This window comes from Stenotrophomonas sp. KH_052 (genome assembly GCF_057838755.1).
In genome coordinates, this window is the sequence record NZ_CM174475.1 from 4,147,058 (window position 1) to 4,163,088 (window position 16,031).

A 16,031-nucleotide genomic window follows, 5' to 3' on the forward strand; every position below is an offset into this window, starting at 1 on the left:
GCGATATCACCGCCGCCACCGTGCGTCATTCCGCCGCAGCGGCGCCGGCCGGGCCCTGGATACCCAGCTGCTGCAGCACGAAAGCGTATGACTCGGACAGCTCACGGTAGCGCTGGAAGCGCCCCGACTTGCCACCGTGACCGGCTTCCATGTTGGTGCGGAACAGGATCGGAAGATGGCCGGTGTTGTCGTCACGCAGCTTGGCCACCCACTTGGCCGGCTCCCAGTACTGCACCTGCGAATCCCACAGGCCGGTGCCCACGAACAGCGCCGGGTAGGCCTGCTTCTTCACGTTGTCATAGGGCGAGTAGGACAGCATGTAGTCGTAGTACGGCTTCTGCTCCGGGTTGCCCCACTCGTCGTACTCGTTGGTGGTCAGCGGAATGGTCGGGTCGAGCATGGTGGTGACCACGTCGACGAACGGCACCTGCGCCACCATCACCCGGTAGTCCTGCGGCGCCTGGTTGGCCACCGCGCCCATCAGCAGGCCTCCGGCACTGCCACCGGAGGCGGCCACGCGATCTTTCGCCGCCCAACCCTGTGCCACCAGGCCACGGGTGACGTCGATGAAATCGTTGAAGGTGTTCTGCTTGTGCAGCAGCTTGCCGGTCTCGTACCAGTCACGGCCCATTTCCTGGCCGCCGCGGATATGCGCAATGGCATACACCACGCCGCGATCGAGCAGGCTCACCGCGGTCTGGTTGAAGTACGGGTCCATCGACATGCCGTAGCTGCCGTAGGCGTACTGGAACAGCGCGCCCTTGCCATCCTTCTGGTAGCCCTTGCGGTAGACCAGCGACACCGGCACCTTGACCCCGTCACGTGCGGTGATCCACACACGGTCGGTTTCGTACTTCGATACGTCATAGCCGATCACCGGCTGCTGCTTCAGCTGACGGCGCTCGCCTGTGGCAGTGTTCAGCTCGAACACCGTGGTCGGGGTGGTCATCGAGGTGTAGACGTAACGAAGCCACGGTGTATCGGCCTCGGTGTTGTCGCCCAGGCCCATGGAATACGCCGGCTCATCAGCCTTCACGTAATCGCTGCGGCCATCCTTGAACAGCAGGCGGATGCGCTCCAGGCCTTCGGAACGTTCGGCGATGGCGGTGTAGGTATCGAACAGTTCGAAGCCTTCGATGAACACCGCGGCGTCGTGCGCGATCCAGTCCTGCCACTGCGAACGCGAGGTCGCATCGGTGGGCGCGGTGACCAGCTTGAAGTTCTTCGCACCGTCGTTGGTGCGGATCACCCAGCGGCCATCGTAGTGGTCGGCGTCATACTCGACATCGCGCTGGCGCGGCGCAAGCACGGTGAAGGTGGTCGGATCACCGGCCGGTGCGTAGCGCTCTTCCGAGGACACGGTGCTGTGCACGCCGATGGTGATGAAGCGGTCGTCGCGGGTGCGGCCGAGGCCCATGTAGAAACTGTCGTCCTTCTCTTCGTAGACGACGGTGTCGGCGCTGGCCGGGGTGCCCAGCACGTGCTTCTTCACGCGCACGGTCAACAGCGTTTCCGGATCATTTTCGACGTACAGCACGGTGCGGTTGTCGTCGGCCCAGACCAGATCACCGGAGCTGCCGCTGATCACATCGGGCAGCACCTGGCCGGTGCGCAGGTCCTTGAAGCGAATGGTGTACTGGCGGCGGCCGACGTCATCATCGGCCCAGGCCAACAGCTGGTTGTCCTGGCTGACCTCCATCGAGCCGACACTGAAGTAACCCTTGCCGGCGGCCAGTGCATTGACGTCGAGCAGGATCTCTTCGGGCGCTTCCATCGCACCCTTGCGGCGCGCATGGATGGGGTAGTCCTGGCCGGTCTCGTAGCGGCTGTAGTACCAGTAGCCGCGCTCACGCGCCGGCACGCTGGAATCGTCCTGCTTGATGCGGCCGACGATCTCCTTGTACAGGGAGTCTTCCAGTGGCTTCAGCGGTGCCAGCAGCTGGTCGGCATAGGCATTCTCGGCCTGCAGGTAGGCCAGCATGTCCTTGTTCTCGCGCTTGTCGTCGCGCAGCCAGTAATAGTCGTCGTTGCGGGTCGCGCCGAACGGCGCCTTGACCACGTGCGGATGCTTGGCGGCATCCGGCGGAACGGGCGGAGTGGCTGCGGTAGCGGTGGTGGTCATCAGGCTGGCAAGCAACAGGCAGAGGGTGGATTTCATGAGATAAGGCTCCTGGTGCATCAATGCAATGGTCTTCGACGGGGTCAGATCCCTTTTCCCGAAAAGGGATCTGACCCCAATACCGGCAATGCGGCAACCCTGCGGATCGTCATGGGTCGCGCGCGGCCCTCCTCCGGGCCAGAGCCCTTTTGCACGCAAAAGGGATCCGACCCCGGCACGCGGCGTACCATGGCGGCATGAGTACCCTGCCCCACACGCCGGGCTACAGCCGGCGCAGCCATGAAATCGCCCCGTTCCACGTGATGTCCCTGCTGGCCCGCGCACAGGCGCTGGAACAGGCCGGCCATGATGTGATCCACCTGGAGATCGGCGAACCGGACTTCACCACCGCCGAACCGGTCGTACGCGCCGGCCAGGCCGCACTGGCCGCCGGCCACACCCGCTATACCGCCGCGCGCGGCCTGCCGGCCCTGCGCCAGGCGATCAGCGGCTTCTATCGCAGCCACTATGGGCTGGACATCGATCCCGAACGCATCCTGGTCACGCCCGGCGGTTCCGGGGCGCTGCTGCTGGCCAGCAGCCTGCTGGTCGATCCCGGCCGCCACTGGCTGCTGGCCGACCCCGGCTACCCCTGCAACCGCCACTTCCTGCGCCTGGTGGAAGGCGGCGCGCAGCTGGTGCCGGTCGGCCCGGACACCGCCTACCAGCTCACTCCATCGCTGGTGGAACAGCACTGGAATGCCGACAGTGTCGGCGCGCTGGTGGCCTCACCCGCCAACCCGACCGGCACCGTACTCTCCGCCGACGAACTGGCGGCGCTGTCGAAGGCCCTGCAGGCGCGTGGCGGCCATCTGGTAGTGGACGAGATCTACCACGGCCTGACCTACGGCCTGGATGCGCCCAGCGTGCTGCAGGTGGATGACAACGCGTTCGTGTTGAACAGCTTCTCCAAGTATTTCGGCATGACCGGTTGGCGACTGGGCTGGCTGGTGGCGCCGCCGGCGGCGGTGCCCGATCTGGAGAAGCTGGCGCAGAACCTGTACATCAGCGCGTCCAGCATCGCCCAGCACGCTGCGCTGGCCTGCTTCAGCGCGGAATCGATGGCGATCTTCGAGCAGCGCCGGCAGGCCTTCCAGCAGCGCCGCGACTTCCTGCTGCCGGCCCTGCGCGAGCTCGGCTTCCGCATCGACGTGGAGCCGCAGGGCGCGTTCTACCTGTACGCCGACGTCAGTGCATTCACCGATGACGCGCAGGCGTTCTGCAACCACTTCCTGGAAACCGAGCACGTGGCGTTCACCCCGGGCCTGGATTTCGGCTTCCACCGTGCCAACCAGCATGTGCGGCTGGCCTACACCCAGGAAGTGCCGCGGTTGCAGGAAGCGGTGGCGCGGATTGCGCGCGGGTTGAAACGATTCCGGTAGCGCCGGGCCATGCCCGGCGGCATATTGCCGCGCTCCGCGCTCGCCGGGCATGGCTCGGCGCTACCGTTCAACGAACGCCCAAAGAAAAACGCCGCCCGAAGGCGGCGTTTTTCATTCCATCACTTACCGCCCAACCGCTCCCACAGGAAGCTGTAGGCCAGCGCCGACATGTGCGCTGCCTGCGCATTGTTGGCCGCACCGCCGTGGCCACCTTCGATGTTCTCGTAGTAGGTCACGTCCTTGCCGGCGTCGATCATCTTCGCTGCCATCTTGCGGGCGTGGCCCGGGTGCACGCGATCATCGCGGGTGGAGGTGGTGAACAGCACCGGCGGGTAGGTCTTCTTCGCGTCGAACAGATGGTACGGCGAGAAGGTCTTGATGAACTCCCAGTCGCTGGTGTCCGGGTTGCCGTACTCGGCCATCCACGAGGCACCCGCCAGCAGGTGGCTGTAGCGCTTCATGTCCAGCAGCGGTACCTGCACCACCACCGCACCGAACAGCTCCGGGTACTGGGTCAGCATGTTGCCGGTGAGCAGGCCACCGTTGCTGCCACCCTGCACACCCAGGTGCTTGGCCGAGGTGATCTTGCGGGTGACCAGGTCCTGCGCCACGGCGGCCATGTCTTCATAAGCCTTGTGACGGTTCTGCTTCAGCGCCGCCTGGTGCCAGCGCGGGCCGTACTCGCCACCGCCACGGATGTTGGCGACCACGTACACGCCGCCCTTCTCCAGCCAGGCGCGGCCCATGCCACCGGAGTAGTTCGGGGTCAGCGAGATCTCGAAGCCACCGTAGCCGTACAGCAGGGTCGGGTTGGAACCGTCCAGCTTCATCGCCTTGTCGTGCACCACGAAGTACGGCACGCGGGTGCCATCCTTGCTGGTAGCGAAGTGCTGTTCGATCACCTTGTCCTTGGCATCGAAGAAGGCCGGCATGGTCTTGAGCACTTCCGGTGCCTTGCCGATCTCGGCCAGTGCCAGCGTGGTCGGGGTCAGGTAGTCGGTGGCGGTCAACCACACCGCATCACTGTCGTTGCTGTCCACTGCTGCCACGCCGAGGGTACCGAACGCCGGTGCACCGACGAACGCGCTCTTCTGCCAGCCCTTCGCGCCCGGAGTCAACACCGACAAGCGGTTCTTGACGTCGTCCAGCACGTTCAGTACCAGGTGGTTCCGGGTCCACGAAGCGCTGGCCAGCGAAGTGGTCGCGGTCGGAGTGAACAGCACCTCGAAATCGCGTTTGCCGGCCAGGAAGTCATCCAGCTTGGTCGCCAGCAGCGAACCGGAGGCATAAGTCTTGCCGCCCACGGTCCAAGCGTCACGCAGCTCCAGGGTCAGCCATTGCTTGTGCAGGCCCTTCTCGGCCGAGTTCGGCGCGTCGATCTTGGTCAGCGTGCCGTCGTCGCTGCGCAGGTAGATCTCGTTGTTGTAGAAGGCCAGCGTGCGGCTGACCAGGTTGCGCTCGAAGCCCGGGGTGTCATCGTGCATCGCCGCGATGTACATGTCTTCCGGCTTGCCTTCGTACACCACGCTGGCCGAAGCCATCGGCGTGCCGCGCTTCCACAGCTTGGCCACGCGCGGGTAGCCGGAGGTGGTCATCGAGCCGGCACCGAAGTCGGTGTAGACGAACACGGTGTCGCGATCGATCCAGTTCAGGCCGCCCTTCGATTCCGGACGGAAGAAGCCGTCCTTGATCCAGGACTTGTTGGACAGGTCGAACTCACGGGTGACATCGGCATCGGCGCCGCCGCGCGACAGCGCGATCAGGCAGCGGCTGTAGTCCGGGCGCAGGCAGTCGGCACCGTGCCAGACCCAGTTCTCACCCTCGGCCTTGTTCAACGCGTCCAGGTCGAGCACGGTTTCCCACAGCGGCGAGGCCTTGCGGTATTCGGCCAGCGTGGTGCGCCGCCACAGGCCGCGCTCGTGCTGCTTGTCCTTCCAGAAGTTGTAGTAGTAGTCGCCGATCTTCTGCACGCCGGGGATCTTGGCGTCGGAGTCGAGCACCTCGCGGATGCTGGTTTCCATCTGCTTGAAGGCAGGGGTCTGTGCCAGGCGCCCTTCGGACTTGGCGTTCTGTTCCTTGACCCAGGACAGCGGCTTGTCGCCGGTCACGTCCTCCAGCCAGGCGTAGCGATCGGTTTCTTCAGCGGCCACGGCGGTCCCCACCGAGGCAGCGGTCATCATGCCGGCCAGCAGGCAGGCGGAAGCGAGTCGTGACATTGCAGCTCCAGGCAGTCATAAGCCCAGGAACGCTAGCACGGAACATCGCGGCCGCCCCCGTGTCGAAGGTCAGGCCGTGGCCGTCGAGCCGCGCCGGCCTCGAGGCGTCCCGCCGCTGCGACGTCGCGCCTGTCCACCGGTACGACGTGCCAGCCGCAGCCACGACAGGCGTGGCAACGGGAAGCGCAGCAGTGCCCACCAGGCCACCAGCGGCATGCCTACCAGCCACATCGGCAGCCAGCCCAGCCAGGCGCTGCTGCCGCGCGCGGCCGGCCAGACCAGTACCAGCGCCAGGCCGGCCAGGGCCAACTGCTGCACGCTGCGCAGCAGGCGCGGGTCGGCACGCTCGAGGATGACGCGTTCAGTTGCAGGGCGACGGACGGAACGTGCGTTCATGGGGCTTCTCCGGTAGACAATGCAACACAGCTTGGGCAAGCCCCTTCTCACAGGTTGCGACACCATTGACGGATCGCGTGCACACAGTCGACCATGCGCGTGCAAGCCCACTGGAGCACGCTCCCGCATGACCTCGATCCGCCCGCTCTGCGCCGTGCTGCTGGCCCTGTCCCTGGCGGGCCCCGCCATGGCCACCAGTGAGCCGCCGTCGCCCCGTGCCAGCGCAGCGCGCGCTTCCGCCCTGGACGAACCGATCGACCTGAAGCGTTTCATGGGCACCTGGTACGTGATCGGCCGCGTGCCGAACTTCATCGAACGCGGCCATGTCGCCAGCGTCAACCAGTACGAATTGCGCGACGAACACAAGGTCGGCATCACCTACCGCTACCGCGATGGCTTCGGCGAACCCCTGCAGGAAGTCCGCGCCCGTGCCAGCGTCGACCCGGACAGCGGCAACCACGGCTGGCGCACCTGGTTCTATCGCGTGGTGCCTACCCATTCGCGCGTGCTGGAAGTCGCCCAGGACTACTCATGGGCGCTGATCGGCTACCCGGGCCGCGAGATGGCCTGGATCTTCTCGCGTACGCCGGACATGGACAAAGCCCTGTACAAGGAGCTGGCCGAGCGCCTGCGTGACGAGTACGGGGTGAACACCGACAAGCTCAAGCGCGTGCCGCAGCATCCCGAGCAGGTCGGCAAGCTGGGCTACGAAGTGCCGAACGAGCGTTGAGATGGCGCCGCTGGGCATGGCCCGGCGCTACCTGCCACATGACCCTTCCGGTAGCGCCGGGCCATGCCCGGCGGATTCACCGATTATTTGCGGCTGTAATGCGTGACCAGGCGGTCGCCGAGCATCTGCAGCAGCTGCACCAGCACCAACAGCACCACCACGGTGACCAGGGCCACGTCGGTACGGTTGCGCTGGTAGCCTTCGCGCAGCGCCAGGTCGCCCAGGCCGCCCGAACCGATCGCGCCGCCCATGGCGGTGAAGCCGACCAGGGCGACGGTGGTGACCGTGGCGGCGGCAATCAGGCCCGGCCGCGCTTCGGGCAGCAGTACCCGGCTGACCAGTTGCCAGGTGGTGGCGCCCATCGACTGTGCTGCCTCGACCACGCCGCGGTCTACTTCACGCAGCGCGGTCTCGACCAGCCGCGCATAGAACGGTGCCGCACCGATGACCAGTGCGGGCAGCGTGCCGAGCACACCGATCGACTGGCCCATCAGCCACAGCGACACCGGGATCAGCACCACCATCAGGATGATGAACGGTACCGAGCGCAGCAAGTTCACCACCAACGCCAGCACGCCGTAGGCAAAGGGCCGGCGCTTCAGCTGCGGCGCCCCGAACACATACAACAACACGCCCATCGGCAACCCAATGGCCAGAGTCAGCGGCAGAGAACCGGCCATCATCAGCAGCGTCTCGATGGTCGCCTTGCCGATATCCACCCATTTGTCCGCATCCAGGTGGCGGAAGAAACCTTCAGCAGTGGCGGCGATCATCGACGCAGTTCCTCAACGTGCACGCCGGCGGCCACGAATGCGGCCTGCGCGGCGGACTGGTCACCGCCCACCAGGGCGACCACCAGCTGGCCATACGGGGTGTCCTTGATCCGGTCGATACGGCCGGACAGGATGTTGTAATCGACCCCGGTCTGGCGCGCGACGCTGCCGAGCAGGGGTTCATAGGTGTCGCCGCCGAGGAAGGTCAGACGCACGATGCGACCGCCGACGACGTCGAAATCGCGGTGCAGCGCGCCTTCATCCACATGCTCCGATTCGCTGACGAAACGGCGCGTGGTCGGGTGCTGCGGATGCAGGAACACCCGGGTGACCGGCCCGGTCTCGACCATCTGACCGGCATCAAGCACGGCCACGCGATCGCAGACACGGCGGATCACGTCCATCTCGTGGGTGATCAGCACGATGGTGAGGCCCAGCTCTCGGTTGATCTTCGACAGCAGTGACAACACCGAAGCGGTGGTCTGCGGGTCGAGCGCACTGGTCGCCTCGTCGCACAGCAGGATCTGCGGGCGGGTCGCCAGCGCACGGGCGATACCGACGCGCTGCTTCTGGCCACCGGACAACTGAGCCGGGTATTTCTGCGCATGCGCTTCCAGGCCGACGGTCTGCAGCAGCTCGGCCACGCGCGCGTCGATCTCCGCCTTCGGCGTACCGGCCAGTTCCAGCGGGAAGGCGACGTTGCCCGCCACCGTGCGCGAAGACAGCAGGTTGAAGTGCTGGAAGATCATGCCGATGCGCCTGCGCAGCGCGCGCAGGCCGTCCGGGTCCAGCGCGGTGACATCCTCGCCGCCGATCAACAGCCGTCCACCGCTGGGCTCTTCCAGGCGGTTGATCATGCGGATCAGGGTCGACTTGCCGGCACCGGAATGGCCAATGATGCCGAACACCTCACCGGCCTCGATGGTCAGGTCCAGCGGTTGCAGCGCGCTGACCTCGCGGCCGGCAACGGCATAGGATTTGTGCAGGCGCTGGAACTCGATCACGGGCGTGACTCACCGGCTGGGTGGCGGAAGGGGGCGTGCAGCCTACCAGCGTGGGGGCTTGCGCGCCCGCGCCATGGGCCAGAATGTTATTCCTTTTGGTTCTAAGGCGTAATTGCCGGCGATGACGTTGGGGTCAGAGCCCCTGCGGGGATCCGACCCCGGGGTCGGATCCCCGCAGGGGCTCTGACCCCATTCCCCGGCCCAACGGACTCAGGGATGATCCAGCGGCTTCGGCGGCTCCTGTCGGTTCACCCGCTCGCGATGCAGCAGGTAAAGGCCGGAGGCGACAATGATCGCCGCTCCCACCCAGGTATAGCCATCCGGCAGCTGGCCCCAGAAGGCCAGATCCCAGCCGATCACCCAGACCAGGCCGCTGTACTCCAGCGGCGCGATCATCGAGGCCTCGCCCAGCTGGAACGCCTTGGTCAGGGCAATCTGGCCCAGCGCCCCAGCCAGTCCCATGCCGGCGATCAGCGGCGCATGCGCCAGCTGCAGTGGCACCCAGCCCGGAATCGCCAGTAAGCCGGCGCCGATGGCCATGATCACCAGGAACCAGACCACCATCGACTGCGAGGTATCGGTGCGGGTGAGCAGGCTGACCGTGATCGCCGCCACGGCATACGCGGTGGCCGCGGCCAGCACCATCAGACCCGGCACCGAAATGAAGCCGTCCACGCCCGGCCGCAGCACCACCAGCACGCCGACCAGGCCGATGCCGATGGCCACCCAGCGCCGCGGGCCAACCCGCTCACCCAGCAACGGCACCGACAGCGCGGCGATCAGCAGTGGGGCAACGAAATAGATGGTGTAGGCGGTGGACAGCGGCAGGTCACGCAGGGCGAACACGAAGCAGCCGATCATCGCCATGCCCAGCCCACCACGCAGCAGGTGCAGGCCCCAGCGGCGCGGGATCAGCGAGCGCGGGCCGGCGCTGACCAGCACCCAGACCAGCACGAACGGCAGCGAGGCCGCGCCACGCAGGAAGGTCACTTCCAGAGTCGGATAGCTGGCCGACAGCTGTTTCATGCCAGCATCCATCAGCGAGAAACAGGCGACCGCCGCAACCATCCAGGTCACCGCGCGCGAGGGAGAGCGTTGCAGGTTCATGGCCCATTATCGCCCGCCCGTTGCTCTTATGTAGCGCCGAGCCATGCTCGGCGGCTTTGTGTAGAGCATTCGAGCATGGCTCGACCCTACAAAACGGGCATGCAGCCGGCGCGATAGAATGGCCGCCACTGAATTCTGCGGAGCCTCGCCCATGCCTTCCTTCGACGTCGTGTCCGAAGTCGACACCCACGAGCTGACCAACGCCATCGACCAGGCCAACCGCGAGCTCGCCACCCGCTTCGATTTCAAGGGTGTGGATGCCAAGTTCGAGCGCGAGGGCGATGTGATCAACCAGACTGCGCCGACCGAGTTCCAGCTCAAGCAGATGAACGACATCCTGCGCGCGCGCCTGGCCGCGCGCGGCATCGACGTGCTCAGCCTGGAATTCGGCGATATCGAAACCAACCTGGCGCAGGCCCGGCAGAAGATCACCGTCAAGCAGGGCATCGAGCAGAAGATCGCCAAGAAGATCGCTGCGGCACTGAAGGATGCCAAGCTGAAGGTGGAAAGCCAGATCAACGGCGACAAGCTGCGCGTGCAGGGCAAGAAGCGCGACGACCTGCAGGACGCCATCGCGGTGCTGAAGGCCGGCAAGTTCGAGCTGCCGCTGCAGTTCAACAACTTCCGCGATTGATGGATTTCGCCGGGCTGGGCCCGGCGCTACCGGGTGGCGCGCGACTGATGACCCGGCGCGCCCCGGGCTGCAACGGTAGCGCCGGGCCATGCCCGGCGGACTGCGCGATCAATCGCGCAGCAGCTTGTACAGCGTGGTGCGCGAGATACCCAGCTGGCGTGCGGCCAGGCTGAGATTGCCGTCTGTGGCCTGTGCCGCACGGCGTGCCGCCTCGCGCTGCTGGTCACGCAGCAGCAGCGCCCCCGGGTTTGTCGGCGCACTCCGCTGCGCGCCGCGCCGCAATGCACCTCGCGGTGCCTGCAGATGCTGCAGGTAGACCGCACTGCCCTCGCCCAGCCGGACCCGATGCGGCGCACCTGGTTGCAGCAGGCGACGTCGTTGCGCCGCACTGGCACCGGCAAACAGCACCTCCAGGCTCAGCAACGGCAGCAGCCCGCGCCGTGGCAGACCCAACAGGCGCCTTGCAACGCGGTTGGCCGCGCGCAGCTGGCCGTCCTCCTGCACCGCCAGCAGCCCCTGCAGCGGTGACACCAGCCAGCGTGGATCATGCTGCACGGCCAGCAGGTGCACGTCGGTGAGGGCATGGAACAGGCGGTTCTCGCTGGCCAGCGCGGCCTGCCGGAAATAGCCCTGCAGCAAGGACGGATCGCGCTCGCCCAGGCCGGTGATGTCGATCACCCCGAAGATCTTGCCGTCGAGATCGTGCAGCGGCTCGCTCAGGCAGAACACCGGGGCGAAACGCTGCAGGTAGTGCTCGTTGCCACGCACCAGCGCCGGCAGGTCGTCGGCCAGGCTGACCGCCGGTGCCGTGGTGCCGATTTCGCTCTCGCCCAGCCGCCGCCCAACCTGGATCGGCCTTAACAGTGGCGCGTCTTCCAGGCCGTGCGCCTGCTGCGCGACCACCATGCCGTCGCGGTTGGCGCAGAACATCGTCCAGCCCCGTCCGCCGAACGCGGCCCAGAGTTGTTCCAGCTCCGGCTGCACGCAACGCGCCAGGCGTCGGTCATCGGGATGGGACAAATGGCGGCCATCGCCCAGCAGCGGCCGGTAGTCCGGCTCCTGCCCCGGCCGCAGGCCGGCCGCACGCGAGCGCTGCCAGGACTGCTGCAACGGCAAGGGCAGCACGCCCAGTGACTGTGCATCGCCCTCGGCGAAGGCCGCCCGGGCGGCCACCAACTGCTGTTGTCCCAGTGCGGAAGCCATCATGGATGCAGAGTACACCCGCGCTCGCCATGCCCGCGTTACGCCACGGCAACGGAACGTTTCCGCCAGGAACTCATGCCCCAATCAAACACGGGGGGTCAGAGCCGTTTTCCTCTGGAAATCGGATCCGACCCCATCGCATGTCCAACAGTTCGCGGAGACCTGTCCAAGGCCGGGTGCCGGGCGCAACCGTGCACCCCACCCTGACCTTACGCCGCGATTCGCAGGATCGGCTTCAGCGTAATACCCCGGGTGCTGTCTTCGGCGGCCTGGTTGATCTGTTCCAGCGGATAGAACTTCACCAGCTTGTCGAACGGGAAACGGCCCTGCTGGAACAGTGTCACCAGCTGCGGAATGAACACCTGCGGCACGCTGTCGCCCTCGACGATGCCGCGGATGCTGCGACCGCCGAGCAGCAGGTTGTTCACATCGAAGCTGGCGGTGGTGCCCAGCTTCGGCGCACCGACCACGCCCATCATGCCAAGCCCGCCGAGCGCTTCGATGCCGGCGGAGAGCACTTCCGGGCGACCGGTCGATTCCAGCGCAAAATCAGCGCCGCCGCCGGTGATCGCACGCACGGCCTCGACCACATCGGTCTCGCGGCTGTTGATCACGTGGGTGGCCCCCAGTTCCAGCGCCAACTCCAGGCGCGACGGCACCACATCGATGGCGATGATGGTGGTGGCGCCAGCCACCTTGGCCGCCATCACCGCGCTCAGGCCGACTGCACCGGCACCGTAACTGGCGAAGCTGCTGCCGGACCGCACCTGCAGCGAGTTGAGCACCGCACCCGCGCCGGTCTGGATGCCGCAGCCCAACGGACCGAGCAGTTCCAGCGGTGCATCGTCCGGCACCTTGATCGCATTGATCTCGCGTGCAAGTGCGTAGGTGGCGAACGAGGACTGTGCGAAGAAGTGGTCGTGCAGCGACTGGCCCTGCGCATCGGTGATCGCGGTATGGCCGTGGCCATCGTCGCCACCGAAGTTGAGCGCAAAGAAGTCACGGCAATACGCGCCGTGGCCACCGCGGCAGGGATTGCAGTGACCACAGGCACCGTAGGTCAGCACCACATGATCTCCGGCCTTCAGTTCCTTGACGTTGGGCCCGACCGCTTCAACGATGCCGGCACCTTCGTGGCCAAGTACCGCCGGCAACGGCACCGGGTAGTACTGGTCGCGCACGATCAGGTCGGTATGGCACAGGCCCGTGGCCACCACCTTCACCAGCACCTCGTCGTCCTGCGGGCCGCGCAGCGTGGCCTGCTCGATGACGAAAGGCTGTTCCTTGCCGCGCACCACGGCGGCGGTGATCTCACGGGTTGCAGTGTCGATGTTCATACGTGGATCCTCCTGGATCAGATCGGGTAGGCGGGCGCTTCGCCCTTGACGGTCAGCCACTGCCACTGGGTGAATTCTTCGCCGTTGGCCGGGCCACCGATGCTGGTGCCGTTGCCGGACGCACCCACGCCACCAAAGGGATTGATCACTTCGTCGTTCACGGTCTGATCGTTGATGTGCAGCAGGCCGGTGCGCAGGCGTTCGCCGATCTTCAGCGCGCGGCCGACATTGCTGGAGATGATCGCCATCGACAGTCCGTACTCGCTGTCGTTTGCCAGGCGCACGGCTTCGTTGTCATCGTCGAACGGCACCACCACCGCTACCGGTGCGAAGATTTCTTCGTTGAATGCCGGATTGTCGGCCGCGACGTTGCCAAGCACGGTCGGTGCAAAGAACAGGTCCCGGTGCGTACCGCCCGCTTCCAGCGTGGCGCCGGCCTGTACCGCCTGCTCGACCACGCGCAAGGCGTGGTCGCGCTGGCCGGCGTTGATCAGCGGGCCTATTGCTACGTCCTCGCGTGCAGGATCGCCCACCTTGAGCGCGTTGGCCTTGGCCACCAGCTTCTGCAGGAACGCGCCGTGGATCTTCCGGTGCACCAGCACGCGGCCGGTCGCCATGCAGATCTGGCCCTGGTGCAGGTAGACGCCCCACGCGGTGTTGGCCACTGCCAGATCGAGGTCGGCATCGTCCAGAATGATCAGCGAGTTCTTCCCACCCAGTTCCAGCGAGACCTTCTTCAGGTGCTTGCCCGCGGCCTCGCCCACCTTGCGCCCGGCCGCCGTGGAGCCAGTGAACTGGATCATCGCCACGTTCGGATCGCTGGTCAGTGCAGCACCGGCCGCACCGTCACCCGGCAGCATGTGCAGCACGCCCGCCGGCAGGCCGGCCTGCTCGAACAAGCGCGCGATCACCGCGCCACCACACACCGCCGTGCGCGGATCGGGCTTGAGTACCACGGCATTGCCGAGTGCAATCGCCGGGGCCACCGCGCGCATCGCCAGGTACAGCGGGAAATTGAACGGCGAAATGATCCCCACCACGCCCAGCGGCCGGCGCCGTGCCAGGTTCAGCCGGCCCGGTTCGGAGGGCAGGATCTCGCCGACGCTGCGCGACGGCAGTGCGGCGGCTTCATGCAGCGCCTTGATCGTCACCTTGGCCTCGAAGCCGGCCTTGAGGCGGGTCGAGCCGCTTTCGCGGACCAACCAGTCGATGAGGGTGTCGATGTTCTCCTCGGCCAGCCGCGCAGCCTTGCGCAGCACCTCGGCGCGCTGTTCATAGGGTGCGGCGGCCCACGCCTGTTGTGCCTGCGCAGCGGTAGCCGCCGAACGCGCCACCTGCGCCGGGTCCGCCAGACCGATCTCACCGAGCGACTGACCGGTAGCCGGTTCGATCACCGGCTGCCGCTGCACAGCGGCCTGCCAGTGCCCATCGAAGAAGGCGCCGGCCCAGAGGGCGTCCGGCAGCCACGGGGAAGGTGCAGTCATGTGGAGTCCTCCTGTGTCGTGCGTCCATTCCACGCCCGTAGGCCGTGACGGGCAATCGGCCATCCGCCGGTAGCCTGCAAGGGATTGAATCAACGGGGATTTACAGCATCGCCACTGTCCAGTTCCTGCACAGTGAACAGCGCGGCAGCGGCACACTGCCTACAATGTCCGCCCCGCCAGCCGACGTGCCCGCCATGACCGATACCTCCCTGCCCACCGATGACCCGATCGCCGCCACCCGCCTGTGGCTGGAGCGCATCGTCATCGGCCTGAACCTGTGCCCGTTCGCCAAAGCGGTGTACGTGAAGGACCAGGTGCGCATCGTGCTCAGCGACGCCACCACGCCCGAGGCGCTGGTGGAACAGCTGGCCGAGGAGCTGGTGCTGTTGCGCGATACCCCGGCCGAGCAGATCGACACCACCCTGATCGTGCATCCGCAGGTGCTGACCGACTTCCTCGACTACAACGACTTCCTCGACAACGCCGACGCAGCGATCGAGGCACTGGACCTGCAGGGCATCCTGCAGGTGGCCAGCTTCCATCCGGACTATCAGTTCGATGGCGTGGCCGCTGACGACGCCAGCAACTACACCAACCGCGCGCCCTTCCCTACCCTGCACCTGCTGCGCGAAGACAGCGTGGCACGCGCGGTGGAGGTCTATCCGGATCCGGACGTGATCGTCGAACGCAACATCCAGACCCTGGACCGCATCGGCGTGGAAGGCTGGCACCGTCGCCTGCGCGGTGACGACCTGTCGTGAGCACGGTACCGCCGATTGCCGCATGGCCGGCCGCGCCGCTGTCGGGCAAGGTAGTGCTGGTCACCGGCGGTGCCAACGGCATCGGCCGCGGTATTGCCCAGGCCGTGCTCGGTGCCGGTGGCCGCGTGCTGATCGGCGACCTGGACACCGAGGCCGGCGAAGCGTGCCTGGCGGAATGGCAGCGTGGCGACGATGCCGCGTTCCAACCGTTGGACATCACAGATGAAGCCAGCGTGCGCGCTTTCATCGCCGTGGCCCTGCAGCATTTCGGTCGCATCGATGGGCTGGTCAACAACGCTGGCATCGCCGGCCCGCACGGTACGTTGCTGCAGGACATGGACTGGGACGAATGGCAGCGCCGCCTTTCGTCGCTGCATGGTGCGTTCCTGTGCAGCAAGCATGCGCTGCCGGCACTGTCGGCGAATGCTGCCGGCACAATCATCAACATCGCCTCGACCCGCGCGTGGCAATCCGAATCACATAGCGAAGCCTATGCCGCAGCCAAGGGTGGACTGGTCGCCTTCACCCACGCGCTGGCGATCAGCAGCGGGCCGGCGGTGCGGGTGAACAGCATCAGCCCCGGCTGGATCGGCACCTCTGACTGGCAGGCGCCCTCACGCCGACACGCGCCGCAGTACTCGGCCGAAGACCATGCACAGCATCCAGTGGGGCGTGTTGGACGCCCCGGGGACATCGGCGCCCTGGCGGTGTACCTGCTGTCGTCGTTGTCCGGTTTCACTACTGGCCAGGACTTCGTCGTGGACGGCGGCATGACCCGGAAGATGATCTACGCCGAATAGAAAAAGGGGACGGAGGGGATTAAGTCGTTTGTGCACAAACGACTTA

The 16,031-nt window shown here is 66.3% G+C and carries 14 protein-coding genes; 5 read left to right on the forward strand and 9 right to left on the reverse strand.

Annotated elements, in window-relative coordinates:
* Positions 1-25 precede the first annotated feature (25 nt).
* Positions 26-2,158 carry a S9 family peptidase gene (locus AC3ITW_RS18950; RefSeq protein WP_012512149.1) on the reverse strand — a complete coding sequence of 711 codons (2,133 nt, stop codon included), beginning with the start codon at positions 2,156-2,158 and terminating at the stop codon, positions 26-28.
* A gap of 197 nt (positions 2,159-2,355) precedes the next feature.
* Between AC3ITW_RS18950 and AC3ITW_RS18955 the strand changes: the two genes are divergently transcribed.
* The gene (locus tag AC3ITW_RS18955) at positions 2,356-3,540 is read left to right on the forward strand and encodes a pyridoxal phosphate-dependent aminotransferase (protein WP_100469579.1); all 1,185 of its coding nucleotides are present in this window, start codon (positions 2,356-2,358) and stop codon (positions 3,538-3,540) included.
* A 119-nt stretch (positions 3,541-3,659) separates the two neighbouring features.
* Here AC3ITW_RS18955 and AC3ITW_RS18960 read toward each other — a convergent pair whose 3' ends face one another.
* On the reverse strand, positions 3,660-5,756 hold the full coding sequence (locus AC3ITW_RS18960; protein WP_489389837.1) for a prolyl oligopeptidase family serine peptidase: 2,097 nt from the start codon (positions 5,754-5,756) through the stop codon (positions 3,660-3,662).
* A gap of 69 nt (positions 5,757-5,825) precedes the next feature.
* Positions 5,826-6,152: a hypothetical protein gene (locus tag AC3ITW_RS18965; RefSeq protein ID WP_006393450.1), complete on the reverse strand. Its 327-nt coding sequence runs from the start codon at positions 6,150-6,152 to the stop codon at positions 5,826-5,828.
* Between the two features lie 127 nt (positions 6,153-6,279).
* Between AC3ITW_RS18965 and AC3ITW_RS18970 the strand changes: the two genes are divergently transcribed.
* A complete protein-coding gene (locus AC3ITW_RS18970) occupies positions 6,280-6,882 on the forward strand; it encodes a lipocalin family protein (protein ID WP_100469584.1) in 603 nt (200 codons plus the stop codon).
* Positions 6,883-6,965: 83 nt separating this feature from the next.
* On the opposite strand, the gene AC3ITW_RS18975 is transcribed toward AC3ITW_RS18970, so the two are convergent.
* The 3 genes from AC3ITW_RS18975 to AC3ITW_RS18985 all read right to left on the reverse strand — a co-directional run bounded on the left by AC3ITW_RS18975 (position 6,966) and on the right by AC3ITW_RS18985 (position 9,766).
* The gene (locus AC3ITW_RS18975; protein ID WP_012512152.1) at positions 6,966-7,655 is read right to left on the reverse strand and encodes a methionine ABC transporter permease; all 690 of its coding nucleotides are present in this window, start codon (positions 7,653-7,655) and stop codon (positions 6,966-6,968) included.
* Positions 7,652-8,659 (reverse strand): methionine ABC transporter ATP-binding protein, encoded by a 1,008-nt coding sequence (locus AC3ITW_RS18980; protein ID WP_006393468.1) that lies wholly within the window; start codon positions 8,657-8,659, stop codon positions 7,652-7,654. Before AC3ITW_RS18980 ends, AC3ITW_RS18975 begins: the two co-directional genes overlap by 4 nt.
* Before the next feature lie 210 nt (positions 8,660-8,869).
* The gene (locus AC3ITW_RS18985; protein ID WP_489389838.1) at positions 8,870-9,766 is read right to left on the reverse strand and encodes a DMT family transporter; all 897 of its coding nucleotides are present in this window, start codon (positions 9,764-9,766) and stop codon (positions 8,870-8,872) included.
* Positions 9,767-9,917: 151 nt separating this feature from the next.
* Here AC3ITW_RS18985 and AC3ITW_RS18990 point away from each other — a divergent pair, with 151 nt between their 5' ends.
* Complete coding sequence (locus AC3ITW_RS18990) at positions 9,918-10,400, forward strand: YajQ family cyclic di-GMP-binding protein (RefSeq protein ID WP_006393629.1); 483 nt, start codon at positions 9,918-9,920, stop codon at positions 10,398-10,400.
* 108 nt (positions 10,401-10,508) lie between these two features.
* Here AC3ITW_RS18990 and AC3ITW_RS18995 read toward each other — a convergent pair whose 3' ends face one another.
* The 3 genes from AC3ITW_RS18995 to AC3ITW_RS19005 all read right to left on the reverse strand — a co-directional run bounded on the left by AC3ITW_RS18995 (position 10,509) and on the right by AC3ITW_RS19005 (position 14,424).
* Positions 10,509-11,603 (reverse strand): helix-turn-helix domain-containing protein, encoded by a 1,095-nt coding sequence (locus tag AC3ITW_RS18995; RefSeq protein ID WP_238380140.1) that lies wholly within the window; start codon positions 11,601-11,603, stop codon positions 10,509-10,511.
* Between the two features lie 209 nt (positions 11,604-11,812).
* On the reverse strand, positions 11,813-12,940 hold the full coding sequence (locus AC3ITW_RS19000) for an NAD(P)-dependent alcohol dehydrogenase (protein WP_006393723.1): 1,128 nt from the start codon (positions 12,938-12,940) through the stop codon (positions 11,813-11,815).
* Positions 12,941-12,957: 17 nt separating this feature from the next.
* A complete protein-coding gene (locus tag AC3ITW_RS19005) occupies positions 12,958-14,424 on the reverse strand; it encodes a benzaldehyde dehydrogenase (RefSeq protein WP_154354838.1) in 1,467 nt (488 codons plus the stop codon).
* 194 nt (positions 14,425-14,618) lie between these two features.
* Here AC3ITW_RS19005 and AC3ITW_RS19010 point away from each other — a divergent pair, with 194 nt between their 5' ends.
* Together AC3ITW_RS19010 and AC3ITW_RS19015 are read left to right on the forward strand one after the other, a co-directional pair.
* Entirely contained in the window at positions 14,619-15,185 is a 567-nt protein-coding gene (locus AC3ITW_RS19010) for a DUF1415 domain-containing protein (RefSeq protein ID WP_012512157.1), read from the forward strand.
* Positions 15,182-15,985 carry an SDR family oxidoreductase gene (locus AC3ITW_RS19015; RefSeq protein WP_006394009.1) on the forward strand — a complete coding sequence of 268 codons (804 nt, stop codon included), beginning with the start codon at positions 15,182-15,184 and terminating at the stop codon, positions 15,983-15,985. Before AC3ITW_RS19010 ends, AC3ITW_RS19015 begins: the two co-directional genes overlap by 4 nt.
* The last annotated feature ends 46 nt before the right edge of the window (positions 15,986-16,031 follow it).